The organism is Pseudomonas sp. N40(2020) (assembly GCF_014472415.1).
GTDB lineage: Bacteria > Pseudomonadota > Gammaproteobacteria > Pseudomonadales > Pseudomonadaceae > Aquipseudomonas.
In genome coordinates, this window is record NZ_JACSZV010000056.1 from 19,571 (window position 1) to 35,233 (window position 15,663).

A 15,663-nucleotide genomic window follows, 5' to 3' on the forward strand; every position below is an offset into this window, starting at 1 on the left:
TTTTTATGAGCCCTGAAACATATGATCTTTTGAATAGTATTCCAGATGGTGCAGATTATGCTGTGGCCGCGGGTGACTTGGATCCAGAGGATATTCCTCAGAAAAGAGTTGATGCCGTTCTGGACTTGCTCCGTACTACCAGTGACATCGAGGAACGTTTTCAGGCTGCGAAACTACTGACAAGTTGGGGCATCCATGATGGCTTGGATGCTCTGGAAGTTATTATGGGCAAGCCTGAAGATATTCAAGGGTTTTATACACATCGATTGCATGGATACGATGACACCTATCGCCAAATACTCATGGCAATAACCAGTTATTTTGCCAATGTGGCCGATCGTGGAGAAATAGACGCTGCTAGAGCACAGGTGTATGCACCTCTGGCAAAAATTATTTTGTTAGCGAATAAGTTGCCCTTTGAAATAACAGGTATTTTTGACTTTGCGAAAAGCGGGGGCTTTTCAGAATACCTACCTCTGGTAGAGGAACACTTGACCTCCATCATTGATCAACCAAACCTGCATGGGTGGAAAATTTATGATGCTATTCAGTTTTTGATAGGGTTCGACTCCAAAGTCGTAATGTTTCTATTGAGTGAGCGGAATAAAACTGTTGATGATTTTAAGCCGAAAGCACAAGTTTGAATGGAGGGTGCGTTTAATGTTTGAGTATTGCTCCGAGAACGTGGTCTTTCCCGTTTTCCGGTTCCCCCATCGCAGAGACTGAAAAGTACGTTGAATACACGTTTGGTCGGGGTCTTGACGTCGGGCTGATACGGCCGGTCAAAATTAACGAAATCCTATCTAGAGAAAAAGTGGACAGATTTATTTTTACCAATGCTGACTTAAAAGGTTGAAAATAAATCTGTCCCCTTTTTTTGCACCTTTTTTCTTGCAGATTCACCACTGGTTAAAATTGTTCCTAAAGGGCAGGGGGTTTCCGCATATTCGCCATTTTTTACAACAGAGACAGAACTAAAACTGGCTTCAAAATCTGGGTATAGCCTTGCTGAATATTTTGGTTTGCCTATTAAGAGCGAGCCAAATATTTACGATATTTATAAAATTTCTCCAGTCGTTTCATCAAATTTCTTTGTCAGTGAAGTTGCCCCTACAACTGAACTTTGAGATTTGATGACGAGGCCTGGAGGTGCTATGCAATATATCGTACCAAATCGTGGGTCTTGGACAGCTCCAGAGTTGGTTCGAACAATTAAAAATTAGTTGGAGTTCTGAAAATGGATCAATTTTTGTTAGAGAGAAGCGCAAAAACGTTGGAAGAAGTTGTCTCTCAATATTTGCTTGATGACGCAGAGGTGGAGTCATTGTCTTATACTCTGTCAAAACTGATTGCTGATGCACGTGCAGGGAAGATTGTGTCACCTGTTGAATGGGGGGATGTCCCTGGTGCTTATAGCTTTACCGAGGGTGGTCTACGGAAATATAGTGATCTTGAAAAAGCCTATGCCGAGTTTAAAATAGAAGTTTCTGGAGGAGAAAGTCCGTTTTTAAGAAGTCTTCGTTCAGAGTCAGGAGGAAAAGGGGACTGATTTATTTTTATCTACGCTGACTTCGCAGGTTAAAAATAAATCTGTCCCCTTTTGAAAGTCCTGTCGCTGAGCGGGTAAATCAAACTCATAAAAGAAACTCGAGGTGGAGTCCGTGGCGCTTGAGCAAGTAGTCCATTGTTTTTTTAATTATGCGAATGAGCAAGGGAAACTCTATAAGGCGTTTCCCTTAGGGACCGAAATAGAGGAGTTTGGTGCGCCCTATATTGAGATCTCTGACGCTGGCAAATTTGCCCTTGTGGCGAGAGATCACGGTGTCGAGCAGCTTCGGAAGGAAACCACGTCGCCGGAAATTCTGGCGAGGTGGATTTTTGAACTATTCAATCACTAAGATTAGTGGGCTGTGAGCGTTTGTTGCCGTAATTGAAATAGAGATGAGAAATCGGACAGACCCTGAGGGATTCCCACAAATCTACTCTAATCTCTGCACTTGATGATGCACCTCATCACGCAGAGCTTAGGTATCTCCAACATTTCAAGACGTTCACCCCCCACCCAAATCAATGCAGCTACGCCAGTATTCCAAGCCTGGCCGCCATAGTGAAAGCAATGTTTTCTTCTGAGGCTGTTGCTTTTATAGCGCCGTTCCAAATGACTTTCACGCGCTTGAAGCCTCGTTAAAAAGATGAGGTAGGTTGCTAATACGGTAATTATTCAGGCATCGCCTGCCACAGGCGTCCACCCTGAAGTTGCGATCTAGATGATCGGTGGAGACTATCTGCCAGAGGCGTTCAGCCTTACTTGGAAGGGCAACCCAAAGGCTGCCCGATTTCTTTCATTCAGACGCTTGGGCCTGCAAGCGTTTGCCGATCACATCCATCAAGTCACAACCATCGCGCAGTGGAATCGCCAATAGCTTGGAAAAGTCGGACAGCACCACGGTGTCGCAGCCAATTTCAGCGCGGAACGCGATGTTCTCCAGTACTTGGGTGACGGTACGAATGCGGTAGTCGGCCATGGCGTGCAGGACGTCTAGTGGAGCTTGTGTGTCGATGAGCAGGGAGGCCGGGATCTGGTCGATTCCGGTTAAGGGGATATATCTTTGCACTGGGTAAAGCCTCGTTTAGTGGGTGAGGCTGACATCCCACGTCGCCAAACGATGGGTGGCAGCTGTACGCAGGTTGGCGAACCGGAAACGAGTAACCGGCAGACCCGAAGGTCTCCCGCGCACAACCGCCATTACACAGCAGTTTTGCGGACGCGCAGACACCTGCAAACAAGCAGATAGCCCTCGCACTCGTTATGTCAGGTCGCCAAACCCGAGTTGCCATTTGGGCAACGGGCGGACTATAAGCCTCAACGTTCCAGCCATGCAAGGCAGCCGCTTCCGACGATGTTGTAGTCTCTTGCCGATAGCCAAAAATAAAACGCCCCAAACACTGTTGGGGCGTTTTCATCTACCAGGCTCAATCAGCAGAACACTCACCGAAACGCCGGCACCACATGCTTGATCAACAACTCCAACGACTTTTTCTTCTCCTCATGCGGCAAGCCGTTATCACACCAGAAACTGAACTCATCCACCCGCAGCGGGTGCCAGAACGGCGCGATGATGGTGCTGGCGCCATTCCTCAAGGTCTTTCCCCATTTTCTCCTTGGCGCTTCCAGCGTGGATGGTGTCGCTCGCTTCCGGCGTTGCCGTCATCCGTTGCCTAATTCAGTAACGCCAACGTCCTTCGGCAAATCGCGAAATTTCCTTCATGTTTTGCAGCGTCAGCCGATTTAACGGTTTGTGGCTTGCGCGCACTCTCCAATGCTCACCCGGCTTTGACCTTGAGTGGCTGCCGCATTATCATGAGCCATCATATTGATATCGCTTATTCAGATTTTCCGGAACCCGTATCTTCGAGCGTCCGGCATCCCTCTATATACAAATTTTCCGCTCGGCTTGTGCCGTCGTTTCAGGTGTGAAGTAACGTGATCGTTCCGAAAATATCCGTCGTCATCCCCACGTATAACGTTGAATCCTACATTGCCGAAACCCTGGATTCGCTGATCAATCAACCTATAGCACTGCACGAAATCATTCTGATCAACGACGGCTCCACTGACGGAACCCTCGCCTTGCTTGAAGCGGGTTACGGCGATCGGCCGGAAGTCAAGGTCGTTACCCAAGTCAATCAGGGTGTTGGTGCAGCTCGGCGTAATGGCCTGGCGTTGGCGACTGGGGAGTATGTATTTTTCTGCGATCCGGACGATGTGGTCAGCCCTGAAATGTTCAGTACGCTGGTCGAACAGGTTCAGGCCAACCCGGCGCTTGAATTGTTTTATTTCTCCAAGCGTTCGTACACCGAGGTGGACGGCAAGAAGCAACTGTTGCGACGTAATACCGCCGCCAGCCGTAATGGCTGGTTCGATGCTGGCCGCGACTTGCTGGAAGATCTGATTTTGTCCGGCAAGTATCACGCGGCAACGTGGCAATACATTTTCAAGCGCTCGGTGTGCGAGCGTTTTGCGGTGCGCCTGGAAGGTCGGGCCCACGAAGATCATGTGTTCAGCATGAACATTTATCTGCACAGCCAAGCCACGTTTGCCACCGCGGCGGACTATTACTTTCAACGGGTCAGGAGCGGCTCGCTGACGCAAAGCCATAAGGATGTCGAGTACGTGATGGGTAGTTATGCCGCGTATCGCGACACCTTGGCAGCGTTGAAGAAACACATCGTTTCGTTCAATGCGGGACGGGAAGTTGCCCTGAACTTCATGGAGCGCAACGTCAATGCACTGATTACCAAGTGCATCAAGTATGGTGTGCCGCTACCAAAACAGATCACGGCGATGACGCGGCAAGATAGTCGTGATTGTGGGGTGAAACTGCATCCTCGCTGGATGTTGATGTTTCCGCGCGTTGCTCACGGGATACGCAAGTTGCGCTTCACGGTGAAGCAGCTGCGCAAAAGTCGCAGGGCGTCGGTTCAGGGTTAGTTTCGAGCTGAAACAAAAATGAAAAAAGGGCGAATTCACATAGTTGAATTCGCCCTTTTTTGTTGTGGAGCACAGAGGTTTATTTCAGCGAAACGCCGGCACCACATGCTTGATAAACAACTCCAGCGACTTCTTCTTCTCTTCATGCGGCAGGCTGTTATCACACCAGAAACTGAACTCATCCACCCCCAGTTCCTGGTAGTACTTGATGCGCGGAATGATCTCTTCCGGCGTACCAATCATCGCCGTCTTGTGCAGACTCTCCAGCTCAAACTCCGGACGTCCGGCAAACTTCTCTTCCGGGCTCGGGGCTAGGAAGCCATTGACCGGCGTCTCCTTGTTGCCAAACCATGCATCGAAGGTGCGATAGAAGCGTGAGATCGCTTTCGCGCCGACTTTCCAGCCGTCCGGATTATCATCGGTGTGAACGTGGGTATGGCGCAGCACCATCAATTGCGGGCGCGGCACGTCGGGGTTGTTGTCCAACGCGGTCTGGAATTTGTTCTTCAGGTCGAGGACTTCTTCGTCGCCTTTCATCAGCGGTGTGACCATGACGTTGCAACCGTTGGCCACGGCGAAGTTGTGCGAGTCCGGGTCGCGGGCGGCGATCCACATTGGTGGATTGGGCTTCTGGATTGGTTTCGGCACGCTGGTGGAGGTGGGGAATTTCCAGATGTCGCCGTCGTGGGCGTAGTCGCCTTGCCACAGGGCGCGGACTACCGGGACCATTTCCCGCAGGGCCTGGCCACCGCTTGATGCTGGCATGCCGCCGGCCATGCGATCGAATTCAACTTGATAAGCGCCGCGTGCCAGACCGACTTCCATGCGGCCGTTGCTGATCACGTCGAGCAAGGCGCATTCACCGGCGACCCGCAGCGGGTGCCAGAACGGCGCGATGATGGTGCCGGCGCCAAGGTGAATGGTGGTGGTTTTGGCCGCGAGGTAGGCGAGCAGCGGCATCGGGCTTGGCGAGATGGTGTATTCCATGGCGTGGTGTTCGCCGATCCACACGGTGCTGAAACCACCGGCCTCGGCCATCAGGGTCAGTTCGGTCAGGTCTTCGAACAGTTGGCGGTGGCTGACGCTTTCGTCCCAGCGTTCCATGTGGATGAACAGGGAAAATTTCATGACGCTACCTCGGATCTTTTGTTATTGGCCGGTCGTGTGCGGACCTGACGGAGTGGTAATCGTAGGGATCAGGCGAAAGCGGGCAGGGCACCCATCTTGCCGTGGCAATACACCAGCGGCCCGGTGTGCTGCTCGGGGACGATCAGATTCTTCACCGCGCCGACCATGATGGCGTGGTCGCCGCCTTCGTATTCGCGCCACAACTCACACTCGATGATAGCCGTCGCGTTGGCCAGGATCGGGTTGCCCAGTTCGCTCAACGTCCACTCGATGCCTTGTGCCTTGTCCTTGCCTTTACGGGCGAAGGCGTAGGCTTCGTTTTGCTGGCCGCCGGACAGAAAGTGGATCGCAAAGCGTTTGTTCTTGATCAGCACAGGGTAGGAGTCGGAGCTGTAGTTGGGGCAGAACAGCACCAGCGCCGGGTCCATCGACAACGAACTGAAGGCGCTGGCGGTCAGGCCGACAATCTGGCCGTCATCATCCAGCGTGGTGATAACGGTTACGCCGGACGGGAACGAGCCCATGACTTGTTTGTAGATGGCGGCATCGATCATTGGAAAGTCCTCGGGTGGTGTGACGCTGTTTTTATGTATTTATTGGTCTGATGGTATACCACAAAATAATCTTTGCAAGAGCTTTTAAGCTGAACCGATAAACGTGCTGCGTTCGTCGGAAACTGCCTATCTATGGGGCTTTCGGCTGTTCTAGAAGCCGCTGTTTCAGCGAGGATGGCGGATCAGATAGCGCCGCAAACTGCGGATCAGTCTTGTGAAATGTTTGGAATACCATAATATGGTTCGCATCTGAGGGGCGACCAGAGAGTCCTCCCGGTTTGGCTTCATACAACGATAAGAACAGACAAACTCGAGTTCATGCATATGTCCCAGATGTCCCGGCAAGATCCGTTGATCGAGAATCACACGGTCGACTACGTCCCACTCGCGGAACGCCACGGGAAGGCCCGCGACCTTTTCACCCTTTGGTTCAGCACCAACATTGCGCCACTGCCCATCGTCACCGGCGCCATGGTGGTTCAGGTGTTCCATCTCGATCTGCTCTGGGGGCTGTTGGCGATTGCGCTGGGGCACATGGTCGGTGGCGTGGTGATTGCGCTGGCGTCGGCGCAAGGCCCGCGCATGGGCATTCCGCAAATGGTCCAGAGTCGCGGTCAGTTCGGCCGTTATGGCGCGCTGTTGATCGTGTTCTTTGCGGCGATCATCTACATCGGGTTCTTCATTTCCAACATTGTGCTGGCGGGTAAATCCATCGTCGGTATCGCACCGTCAGTGCCAGCACCGCTGAGCATTCTGATCGGTGCGTTGGCAGCCACGGCGATCGGCGTGATCGGCTACAACTTCATCCATACGCTGAACCGCATCGGCACTTGGGTGATGGGTGGCGCGCTGCTCGCCGGTTTTCTCTACATTTTCGCCCACGACTTGCCGGCAGACTTTTTAACGCGCGGTAGTTTCAATCTGTCCGGCTGGCTGGCGACGGTGTCGCTGGGGATTATCTGGCAGATCAGTTTTTCCCCGTACGTGTCCGACTATTCGCGTTATCTGCCGGCGGACATCGGCATCGCCAAGCCGTTTTGGGCTACGTATCTGGGCGCAACGCTGGGCACGATTCTGTCGTTCAGCTTCGGCGCGGTGGCGGTGCTGGCAACGCCGGAAGGCACTGAAGCGATGGTCGCGGTGAAGCAGTCCACCGGGTGGCTGGGGCCGATTCTGATGGTGCTGTTCCTGCTCAATATCATCAGCCACAACGCGCTCAATCTGTATGGTGCGGTGCTGTCGATCATTACGTCTATCCAGACCTTCGCCAGCCAATGGACACCGAGCATCAAGGTACGCGTGGTGCTGTCGAGTGTGATATTGGCCGGTTGCTGCGTGGTCGCACTCGGCGCGTCGGCGGATTTCATTTCCGAGTTCATCGGTCTGATTCTCGCGCTGTTGCTGGTACTGGTGCCGTGGGCGACGATCAATCTGATCGACTTCTACCTGATCAAGCGAGGCTGCTACGACATCACCTCGATCTTCCGTGCGGACGGTGGAATTTACGGGCGCTTCAACCTGCACGCGATCATTGCCTATTTCATCGGCATCCTCGTCCAGTTGCCGTTTGCCAACACTTCGCTGTACATCGGGCCTTACGCCAATCTGGTGGAGGGTGCGGACCTGTCGTGGCTGGTCGGCCTGGTGGTGACGGTTCCGCTGTATTACTGCCTCGCGACGCGTGGACAGACTCAGCAGAGCAGGGCGGCGAGGTTGGGTTACACCGACTGATCTGCGTCTGCAGTACTAACAATGCCCGGCCAATCGCCGGGCATTATTGTTTCCGTATTCTGGCGGACATTCAAATTGGCCACATCGATCCCCTTTTGGCCAATCGCCCTCTGTGATCCGTCTACGCTGTCAGCAAGAATCAGGGCCATAACGAGACGCCAGACCTTTTTTGCCCTCGGCTACCTTTAAAGCCGCTGCCGTGTACAGAACATAAAAACCATCGAACTCACGTCGCATTCTGGGGAAACAACCATGGTCACGATGAAACGCATACTGGGTGCCACCGTGTGTGGGCTGACGCTGCTGGCCAGCGCCGTCCAGGCTGAGCAGCGCGAGTTGCGGGTGTACAACTGGGCGGATTACATCCTGCCGTCCGTGCCCAAGGATTTCGCCGCAAAAAACGGCATCAAAGTGACCTGGGACACCTTCGACACCAACGAATCCCTGGAAGCCAAATTGCTGACCGGTAACTCTGGCTACGATCTGGTGGTGCCGTCCAACCAGTTTCTCGATACGCAGATCAAGGCTGGTGTTTTCCAGAAACTCGACAAGTCCAAGCTACCAAACTGGAGCCACCAGGATCCGGAACTGTTGAAGCTGCTGGGCAAGAACGATCCGGGTAACCAGTACGGCGTGCCGTACATGGTCGGTACCGTGCTGATCGGCTTCAACCCGGCCAAGGTCAAGGCTGCGCTGGGCGAGAACGCTCCAGTCGACAGCTGGGATCTGGTGTTCAAACCCGAGAACATGGAAAAACTCAAATCCTGCGGCGTGGCGATGCTCGATTCGCCGACGGAGATCCTGCCGCTGGCCCTGCATTATCTCGGTCTCGACCCGAACAGCCAGAACCCCGCCGACTATGAAAAAGCCAAGGAGTTGATGCTCAAGGTTCGTCCGTACGTGACCTATTTCAACTCGGCCAAATACATGACCGACATCGCCAACGGCGACATCTGCGTGGCCATCGGTTACTCGGGCAGCTTCTACCAGTTCGGCAACCGCGCCAAAGAGGCGGGCAACGGCGTGGTGGTCGACTGGCGCTTGCCGAAGGAGGGCGCCCCGATCTGGTTCGACACGTTCGCGATTCCGAAGAGCGCGAAGAACGTCGCTGAAGCCCACGAATTCCTCAACACCTTGCTCGATCCGAAGGTGATTGCGCCGATCAGTGATTTCCTCGGTTACCCGAATGCGAACAAGGATTCAATGGCGCTGATCAACAAAGAGATTACCGGCAACCCGAATCTGACGCCGACCCCTGAAGCGCTGAAAACCCTCTATGTGGTTCAGCCATTGCCGCAAAAACTTGAGCGCGTACGCACGCGGGTCTGGACCAGCATCAAGTCCGATAAGTAATACCGGCAACTCTTCTATCTGCATGCAGACTAGAGCGCGACTCTCGCGCTCTGGGCTTCTCCCGCAGAGCCGCGTAGCGGGTTTGGCAGCGGATCACGACAATAACGCCGATTCACAGGATCAATATGGCTTCAGCCAACTGCTGATCGGTGTAATCCAGATCCTTGAGCACCTCGCGAATCCGCAAAAACGCCGCCTCCATTCGCGCTCCGCGAATCTCTCCGGCACTGGCCACAAACGCCGCCGCATCGTCCTTGGCCGCCAGCACAACCTTGTCGTCCTTGAACGATCCGCTCGTCCCTTTACTCGAGCTGAGCGTCAGGCTCAGGGTGATGTCGGTGCTGATGACGAAACTGGTGGCATGTGCTTCGGCCGCCAGCAAACAGCCGCCAAGCAGTAAAACCTGTGCAGTCTTCATGACGCATTCAAATCCGTGGGAAACCAGCCGCGAACGCTATCAAGCCGATTCCCCGCAGACTTTATGAACTTTGCCAATGATTGTTAAAAACTGCATGAGTGCCGATCACCCGGCGGTGCGCGACGTGTGCCGCGAGCGTGTTAACATCCGCGTTTTTGCACGATAGACCCGTTGAGAGCTGAGCACTGATGGCCACCAGATCCGTTGTACTCGATACCGAAACCACCGGCATGCCGGTGACCGATGGTCACCGGATTATCGAAATCGGCTGTGTCGAACTGATCGGTCGGCGCCTGACGGGCCGGCACTTTCACGTTTACCTGCAACCGGATCGCGAGAGTGATGAAGGCGCCATCGGCGTCCACGGCATCACCAACGAATTCCTGGTGGGCAAGCCGCGCTTTGCTGAAGTCGCTGATGAGTTCTTCGAGTTCATCAAGGGCGCGCAGCTGATCATCCATAACGCGGCGTTCGACGTTGGCTTCATCAACAACGAATTCGCCTTGATGGGCCAGCAGGATCGCGCCGACATCACGCAGCACTGCTCGATCCTCGATACCCTGATGATGGCCCGGGAACGTCACCCGGGGCAGCGCAACAGCCTCGATGCGTTGTGCAAACGTTATGGCGTCGACAACTCCGGCCGTGAACTGCACGGCGCTTTGCTCGACTCGGAGATTCTCGCCGACGTTTACCTGACCATGACCGGGGGCCAGACCAGCCTGTCGTTGGCCGGCAACGCTTCCGACGGTAATGGTACTGGGGAAGGCGCGGATAACTCCGCCACGGAAATCCGTCGCTTGCCGGCCGATCGCCAGCCAGCGCGGATCATTCGCGCGACGGAGGATGAACTGGCCGCTCACTTGGTGCGTCTGGAAATCATCGCCAAATCCGCTGGCGGTCCGGCGCTGTGGACGCAGATCACAGAAGCCGATGCGCAGGCCTGAAGAGCAAAAGATCTTTTACTTTTGGCAGTACTGACAAGTGGCCACCCTCGCCACTTTCACTGCAACCCTCTACGCTGAGTGCATTGGCGGATTTGAATCCGCTGCTGCCTCAGGACACTGAGCCCCATGTACAAAGATTTGAAGTTTCCGGTGTTGATCGTCCATCGCGACATCAAGGCCGATACCGTCGCCGGTGACCGTATCCGTGGCATCGCCCGGGAGTTGGAGCAGGAAGGTTTCAGTATCGTTTCGGCCACCGACTACACCGAAGGGCGTCTGGTGGCTTCGACCCACCATGGCCTCGCGTGCATGCTGATCGCCGCCGAGGATGCCAGCACCAACACGCATCTTTTGCAGAACATGGCCGAACTGATCGGCCTGGCGCGGGTGCGTGCGCCTGATCTGCCGATCTTTGCCCTGGGCGAACAGGTCACTCTGGAAAACGCCCCGGCCGATGCCATGGCCGAACTCAATCAATTGCGCGGGATCCTTTACCTGTTCGAAGACACCGTGCCGTTTCTGGCCCGGCAAGTCGCGCGGGCGGCGCGAAAGTATCTGGACGGTTTGCTGCCTCCGTTTTTCAAGGCGCTGGTGCAACACACCGCCGATTCCAACTATTCCTGGCACACCCCCGGTCACGGCGGTGGCGTGGCGTATCACAAAAGCCCGGTGGGGCAGGCGTTTCATCAGTTCTTTGGGGAAAACACCCTGCGCTCGGACTTGTCGGTGTCGGTGCCGGAACTCGGTTCGCTGCTCGACCACACCGGCCCGCTCGCCGAAGCCGAGGCTCGGGCTGCGCGCAATTTTGGTGCTGATCACACCTTTTTCGTGATCAATGGCACCTCGACCGCCAACAAGATCGTCTGGCATTCCATGGTCGCTCGCGATGATCTGGTGCTGGTGGATCGCAACTGCCACAAGTCGGTGCTGCACGCGATCATCATGACCGGTGCGATTCCGTTGTACCTGTGCCCGGAGCGCAATGAACTGGGGATCATCGGTCCGATTCCGCTGAGCGAATTCAGCCGCGAATCGATCCAGGCCAAGATCGACGCGAGTCCTTTGACCAAGGGCCGCGCACCTAAAGTCAAACTGGCGGTGGTCACCAACTCGACCTACGACGGCCTCTGTTACAACGCCGAACTGATCAAGCAGAATCTGGGCAACAGCGTCGAAGTGCTGCATTTCGACGAGGCCTGGTACGCCTATGCGGCGTTTCATGAATTCTTCGCCGGGCGCTATGGCATGGCCACCTCGCGCAGCGAAGACAGCCCGCTGGTGTTTACCACCCATTCCACCCATAAGCTGCTCGCCGCGTTCAGTCAGGCGTCGATGATCCATGTGCAGGACGGCGGCGCGCGGCAACTGGACCGGGATCGGTTCAACGAAGCGTTCATGATGCACATCTCCACTTCGCCGCAATACAGCATCATCGCCTCGCTGGATGTGGCCTCGGCCATGATGGAAGGCCCGGCCGGGCGCTCGCTGTTGCAGGAAACCTTTGATGAAGCCCTGAGTTTCCGCCGTGCGCTGGCCAATTTGCGGCAGCACATTGCCGCTGATGACTGGTGGTTTTCGATCTGGCAGCCACCGGGCGTCGAAGGCATTGACCGTGTGCAAACGGAAGACTGGCTGCTGCAACCGGATGCCGAATGGCACGGGTTCGGTGAAGTCAGCGACGATTACGTATTGCTCGACCCAATCAAGGTCACGCTGGTGATGCCAGGTCTGAACGCCGGTGGCGCGTTGAGCGAGAAGGGCATACCGGCAGCCGTGGTCAGCAAGTTCCTTTGGGAGCGCGGGCTGGTGGTAGAGAAGACCGGGCTGTATTCATTTCTGGTGCTGTTCTCCATGGGCATCACCAAAGGCAAATGGAGCACGCTGCTCACCGAGTTGCTGGAGTTCAAGCGCAGTTACGACGCCAACGTCAGTCTGGCGACGTGCCTGCCATGTGTCGCGCAAGAAGACACGGCGCGCTATCGCGGCATGGGCCTGCGAGACTTATGCGATCAACTGCACGCCTGCTATCGCAGCAACGCGACGGCCAAACATCTGAAACGCATGTACACGGTGCTGCCGGAAATCGCCATGAAGCCGGCTCACGCCTACGATCATTTGGTGCGTGGGGAGGTCGAGGCTGTGCCGATTGATAGGCTGGAAGGAAGGATTGCTGCCGTGATGCTGGTGCCGTATCCCCCAGGGATCCCCCTGATCATGCCCGGCGAGCGCTTTACCGAATCGACGCGCTCGATCATCGATTACCTGAAATTTGCCCGCACGTTCGATAGCAGCTTCCCCGGTTTTGTCGCTGATGTGCATGGACTGCAACATGAAGACGAAGGCAATGGGCGGCAGTACACCGTCGATTGCGTCAAGGAATGAGGACTTATCCCAGTATGCAACCGGTCATGAATCCGAAATATCCAGGTCTGTCGGTGCGGGTTGCCGATGAAGGCTTTGCGCCTTATATCTGGGGCAGCGACTTCAGTTTTGAAGTCGCCGCCTATGGCGCCGCGGTCATCGGCAAGCCCGTTGAACAGTGGCTGGTAACGCCGATCGTGCCGTACCGCAAGTGCTACGGCATTGATCCCGAGGAGTTCAGCAGTTTTCATAATGCCGCCGACAGCGCGATTTTCATGGCCTACCTCGATGACGAACCGGTCGGCCATCTGGTGATCAGCACCAACTGGAACGGCTTTGCCCATATCGATGAACTGGCGGTGCACGCACCGGCCCGCCGTCATGGCGTCGCCAAGGCGTTGCTCGATGTGGCGCAGTTCTGGAGCCGCAAGAAGAAGTTGCCCGGCATCATGCTGGAAACCCAGAACAATAACCTCGGGGCTTGTCGTTTATATGAGCGTTGTGGCTACGTGATCGGCGGTGTCGACCAGCTGCGTTATCGCGGCATTGATCCGAATACCGCTGAAGTGGCGCTGTTCTGGTATCGATTGTTCGATAACCCGCTGGAAAACCCGCTCAGCTCGACAGCATCGCCTCGGCTTGTTCCGTGAGGATGGCCAGTAACGTCTGAATCGCCGAAGACGGCTCTGCGTGCTTGAAGGTCAAGGCATAGAGGCTGATCGGCACGGCGGGGGACAGCGGGCAGACATCCAGCCCGGCAGCGCGGGCGCCTAACGCGGTAAACGGATCGACAATGGCCAGCCCTTCACCGGCCTCGACCATGCTGCGCATCATCTGGTGGGTTTGTACCCGGGTCTGGATGCTTGGGGCGGGGCGCAGTGCCTGGAGTTTGTTTTCCAGCGCCGGGCTCAGCGGGTCCTGACCTTCGAGGCCGACCATCGCTTGCCCGGCCAGATCCTGCAGGGAAATGTATTTCTGCTTCGGTTGCAGCCAGCCGTGGGGTGCCAGCAGTTGCAGTTTGCCCTGTGCCAGCGGCTGGCAATCAATGTCGGGGTGCTCAGGATCATGCAGACTCAGGCCCAGGTCACTCTCGCGCAGCAACAGGCTGCGGACGATGTCGCGGGTCGGTGCGCTGAGCAGGTTGCAAGGTGCATCGGGCAAGCGCCGGCGCAGGGCGGCCAGGCTTTGCGGCAATAACTGCTGGGTGAGTGGCGGAGTGCCAATGATGCATACGGGCGGGGCGAGGTATTGCTTGAGGCTACTGGCCAATCGTTGCACCGGCTCCAGTGCTTCGTAAACGTGCGCGATTTCAACCTGCAACGCCCGGGCTTCTGGCGTCGATTGCAGACGCCCGCGAACGCTGGCGAACAGCATGAACCCCAACTGACTCTCGGCTTCGCGCAAGCGCTCTTCGACTTCGGTAACCGGCAATTGCAGCCATTCGGCGGCGGTGCCCAGGTGACCGGTCTGCAAGAGCGCCTGAATCACTTCGATATGACGTAAACGCATGCGTGAAGTCCATGTTCAGCAGGTGGGGGCAGGCTGAATCCTACCCCAAGTCTGCGCATATGACTTCTGCTCATAACACAGGGTTATGAGGCGACGGTGGTTTCCGGCAGGCTGCCGACGTAGGTGTCAGGCTCGCGAACGATCGTGACGCCCGATTGAACCAGCAAAAACTCGTTGTCACTGACCTTGTTGACACGATCGCCAATGGCCAGTTTGTAAGTGGTAGCAGGCTCCATGCCAGCGAGACCGTCTACCGACGGGTTGGATTCCTGGAATTCATGCACGGAATAAACGCGGCCTTCCGCATCTCTTGCATGGAACTGACCGACGAGTACTGCTGCCATCTGCTTAGAACCTCTGGAGATAAAACGCTTGATTTGCGGCTTGGTAGACCTTCATCAAGGCCTGTAAGTTTTCCTACAGGAAAAAAATAATCAGCATGCGGGAATTTCCCTCGTTTGCTGGTGGAACCGGCACCGGATCATCTATAACTTGTGGCTCCTCCCACGGACATCGAGAGTCTTCCATGAGCAATGTCTACAACGTCGCCGTAGTGGTCGGCAGCCTGCGTAAAGCTTCGATCAATCGCAAAGTCGCTCTGGCGCTGGCGGAACTGGCCCCGGCCAACCTCAAGCTTGAGATTGTCGAGATTGGTGATCTGCCACTCTATAACGAAGACATTGACGGCGATTCTCCGCCGGCAGCCTACAGCACTTTCCGGCAAAAAGTGGGTTCATCCGACGCGGTGCTGTTTGTGACGCCCGAATACAACCGTTCGGTGCCCGCACCCTTGAAGAATGCCATCGATGTTGGTTCGCGGCCTTACGGCAAGAGCGTCTGGAGCGGCAAGCCGGGTGCGGTGATCAGCGTATCGCCGGGCGCCATCGGCGGATTTGGCGCCAACCAGCATCTGCGCCAGTCCTTTGTGTTTCTCGATGTGCCGTGCATGCAGCAGCCTGAAGCGTATCTGGGTGGCGCGGGTTCGGCGTTCGATGAGGCGGGCAAATTGAGTGAATCGGTGAAGCCGTTCCTGCAAAAATTCATAGATGCTTACGGACAATTCGTAGAACAACACAAAAAGTAATTCTTATATGGGACAAATGTAGGAGTGAGCCTGCTCGCGATAGCGGTATGTCAGTCGACTGATTGACATACCGCTATCGCGAGCAG

The 15,663-nt window shown here is 55.5% G+C and carries 16 protein-coding genes and 1 pseudogene; 10 read left to right on the forward strand and 7 right to left on the reverse strand.

All coding sequences use genetic code 11. The features are described from left to right. The first annotated feature begins 5 nt into the window (after positions 1 to 5). The 3 genes from IAI51_RS25550 to IAI51_RS25560 all read left to right on the forward strand — a co-directional run bounded on the left by IAI51_RS25550 (position 6) and on the right by IAI51_RS25560 (position 1,898). Entirely contained in the window at positions 6 to 644 is a 639-nt protein-coding gene (locus tag IAI51_RS25550; RefSeq protein ID WP_187680999.1) for a hypothetical protein, read from the forward strand. A 593-nt stretch (positions 645 to 1,237) separates the two neighbouring features. Then, positions 1,238 to 1,549 (forward strand): hypothetical protein, encoded by a 312-nt coding sequence (locus IAI51_RS25555; protein ID WP_187681000.1) that lies wholly within the window; start codon positions 1,238 to 1,240, stop codon positions 1,547 to 1,549. 112 nt (positions 1,550 to 1,661) lie between these two features. After that, complete coding sequence (locus IAI51_RS25560; protein WP_187681001.1) at positions 1,662 to 1,898, forward strand: hypothetical protein; 237 nt, start codon at positions 1,662 to 1,664, stop codon at positions 1,896 to 1,898. 444 nt (positions 1,899 to 2,342) lie between these two features. On the opposite strand, the gene IAI51_RS25565 is transcribed toward IAI51_RS25560, so the two are convergent. Next, positions 2,343 to 2,615 carry a hypothetical protein gene (locus IAI51_RS25565; RefSeq protein ID WP_187681002.1) on the reverse strand — a complete coding sequence of 91 codons (273 nt, stop codon included), beginning with the start codon at positions 2,613 to 2,615 and terminating at the stop codon, positions 2,343 to 2,345. Positions 2,616 to 2,989: 374 nt separating this feature from the next. Next, positions 2,990 to 3,097 (reverse strand): annotated as a pseudogene (locus IAI51_RS25570) (LLM class flavin-dependent oxidoreductase); the annotation flags it as partial. A 387-nt stretch (positions 3,098 to 3,484) separates the two neighbouring features. On the opposite strand from IAI51_RS25570, the gene IAI51_RS25575 reads away from it, so the two are divergent. Next, a complete protein-coding gene (locus IAI51_RS25575) occupies positions 3,485 to 4,492 on the forward strand; it encodes a glycosyltransferase family 2 protein (RefSeq protein WP_187681003.1) in 1,008 nt (335 codons plus the stop codon). Between the two features lie 84 nt (positions 4,493 to 4,576). Here the strand turns inward: IAI51_RS25575 and IAI51_RS25580 are convergent, their stop codons facing one another. Both IAI51_RS25580 and IAI51_RS25585 read right to left on the reverse strand, forming a co-directional pair. Further along, a complete protein-coding gene (locus IAI51_RS25580) occupies positions 4,577 to 5,620 on the reverse strand; it encodes an LLM class flavin-dependent oxidoreductase (protein ID WP_187681004.1) in 1,044 nt (347 codons plus the stop codon). Positions 5,621 to 5,688: 68 nt separating this feature from the next. Then, positions 5,689 to 6,174 (reverse strand): flavin reductase family protein, encoded by a 486-nt coding sequence (locus tag IAI51_RS25585; RefSeq protein WP_187681005.1) that lies wholly within the window; start codon positions 6,172 to 6,174, stop codon positions 5,689 to 5,691. Between the two features lie 324 nt (positions 6,175 to 6,498). On the opposite strand from IAI51_RS25585, the gene IAI51_RS25590 reads away from it, so the two are divergent. After that, positions 6,499 to 7,905: a purine-cytosine permease family protein gene (locus IAI51_RS25590; protein WP_187681006.1), complete on the forward strand. Its 1,407-nt coding sequence runs from the start codon at positions 6,499 to 6,501 to the stop codon at positions 7,903 to 7,905. A gap of 252 nt (positions 7,906 to 8,157) precedes the next feature. Continuing rightward, a complete protein-coding gene (locus tag IAI51_RS25595) occupies positions 8,158 to 9,258 on the forward strand; it encodes a polyamine ABC transporter substrate-binding protein (RefSeq protein WP_187681007.1) in 1,101 nt (366 codons plus the stop codon). Positions 9,259 to 9,370: 112 nt separating this feature from the next. On the opposite strand, the gene IAI51_RS25600 is transcribed toward IAI51_RS25595, so the two are convergent. Continuing rightward, positions 9,371 to 9,676, reverse strand: a complete 306-nt coding sequence (locus tag IAI51_RS25600) for a DUF2388 domain-containing protein (protein ID WP_187681008.1) — start codon at positions 9,674 to 9,676, stop codon at positions 9,371 to 9,373. Positions 9,677 to 9,864: 188 nt separating this feature from the next. Between IAI51_RS25600 and dnaQ the strand changes: the two genes are divergently transcribed. From dnaQ to IAI51_RS25615, 3 genes are all read left to right on the forward strand, one after another. Further along, positions 9,865 to 10,623, forward strand: coding sequence for a DNA polymerase III subunit epsilon (gene dnaQ / locus IAI51_RS25605; protein ID WP_187681009.1), 759 nt, complete (start codon positions 9,865 to 9,867; stop codon positions 10,621 to 10,623). A gap of 126 nt (positions 10,624 to 10,749) precedes the next feature. After that, complete coding sequence (locus IAI51_RS25610) at positions 10,750 to 13,005, forward strand: Orn/Lys/Arg decarboxylase N-terminal domain-containing protein (protein ID WP_187681010.1); 2,256 nt, start codon at positions 10,750 to 10,752, stop codon at positions 13,003 to 13,005. A 14-nt stretch (positions 13,006 to 13,019) separates the two neighbouring features. Beyond that, the gene (locus tag IAI51_RS25615; protein ID WP_187681011.1) at positions 13,020 to 13,634 is read left to right on the forward strand and encodes a GNAT family N-acetyltransferase; all 615 of its coding nucleotides are present in this window, start codon (positions 13,020 to 13,022) and stop codon (positions 13,632 to 13,634) included. On the opposite strand, the gene IAI51_RS25620 is transcribed toward IAI51_RS25615, so the two are convergent. Next, positions 13,600 to 14,493, reverse strand: coding sequence for a LysR substrate-binding domain-containing protein (locus IAI51_RS25620; RefSeq protein ID WP_187681012.1), 894 nt, complete (start codon positions 14,491 to 14,493; stop codon positions 13,600 to 13,602). The genes IAI51_RS25615 and IAI51_RS25620 overlap by 35 nt on opposite strands. Positions 14,494 to 14,576: 83 nt before the next feature. Continuing rightward, the gene (locus IAI51_RS25625) at positions 14,577 to 14,837 is read right to left on the reverse strand and encodes a hypothetical protein (protein WP_187681013.1); all 261 of its coding nucleotides are present in this window, start codon (positions 14,835 to 14,837) and stop codon (positions 14,577 to 14,579) included. Positions 14,838 to 15,019: 182 nt separating this feature from the next. Here IAI51_RS25625 and IAI51_RS25630 point away from each other — a divergent pair, with 182 nt between their 5' ends. Then, complete coding sequence (locus IAI51_RS25630) at positions 15,020 to 15,577, forward strand: NADPH-dependent FMN reductase (protein ID WP_187681014.1); 558 nt, start codon at positions 15,020 to 15,022, stop codon at positions 15,575 to 15,577. Positions 15,578 to 15,663 lie beyond the last annotated feature (86 nt).

Excerpts from the sequence above, each read along its gene's own strand:
- IAI51_RS25610 (WP_187681010.1), top strand. The coding sequence starts at position 10,750 with ATGTACAAAGATTTGAAGTTTCCGGTGTTGATCGTCCATCGCGACATC.
- IAI51_RS25595 (WP_187681007.1), top strand. The coding sequence starts at position 8,158 with ATGGTCACGATGAAACGCATACTGGGTGCCACCGTGTGTGGGCTGACG.
- IAI51_RS25550 (WP_187680999.1), top strand. The coding sequence starts at position 6 with ATGAGCCCTGAAACATATGATCTTTTGAATAGTATTCCAGATGGTGCA.
- IAI51_RS25630 (WP_187681014.1), top strand. The coding sequence starts at position 15,020 with ATGAGCAATGTCTACAACGTCGCCGTAGTGGTCGGCAGCCTGCGTAAA.
- IAI51_RS25615 (WP_187681011.1), top strand. The coding sequence starts at position 13,020 with ATGCAACCGGTCATGAATCCGAAATATCCAGGTCTGTCGGTGCGGGTT.
- IAI51_RS25555 (WP_187681000.1), top strand. The coding sequence starts at position 1,238 with ATGGATCAATTTTTGTTAGAGAGAAGCGCAAAAACGTTGGAAGAAGTT.
- IAI51_RS25625 (WP_187681013.1), bottom strand. The coding sequence starts at position 14,837 with ATGGCAGCAGTACTCGTCGGTCAGTTCCATGCAAGAGATGCGGAAGGC.
- dnaQ (WP_187681009.1), top strand. The coding sequence starts at position 9,865 with ATGGCCACCAGATCCGTTGTACTCGATACCGAAACCACCGGCATGCCG.
- IAI51_RS25620 (WP_187681012.1), bottom strand. The coding sequence starts at position 14,493 with ATGCGTTTACGTCATATCGAAGTGATTCAGGCGCTCTTGCAGACCGGT.
- IAI51_RS25585 (WP_187681005.1), bottom strand. The coding sequence starts at position 6,174 with ATGATCGATGCCGCCATCTACAAACAAGTCATGGGCTCGTTCCCGTCC.
- IAI51_RS25600 (WP_187681008.1), bottom strand. The coding sequence starts at position 9,676 with ATGAAGACTGCACAGGTTTTACTGCTTGGCGGCTGTTTGCTGGCGGCC.
- IAI51_RS25590 (WP_187681006.1), top strand. The coding sequence starts at position 6,499 with ATGTCCCAGATGTCCCGGCAAGATCCGTTGATCGAGAATCACACGGTC.
- IAI51_RS25580 (WP_187681004.1), bottom strand. The coding sequence starts at position 5,620 with ATGAAATTTTCCCTGTTCATCCACATGGAACGCTGGGACGAAAGCGTC.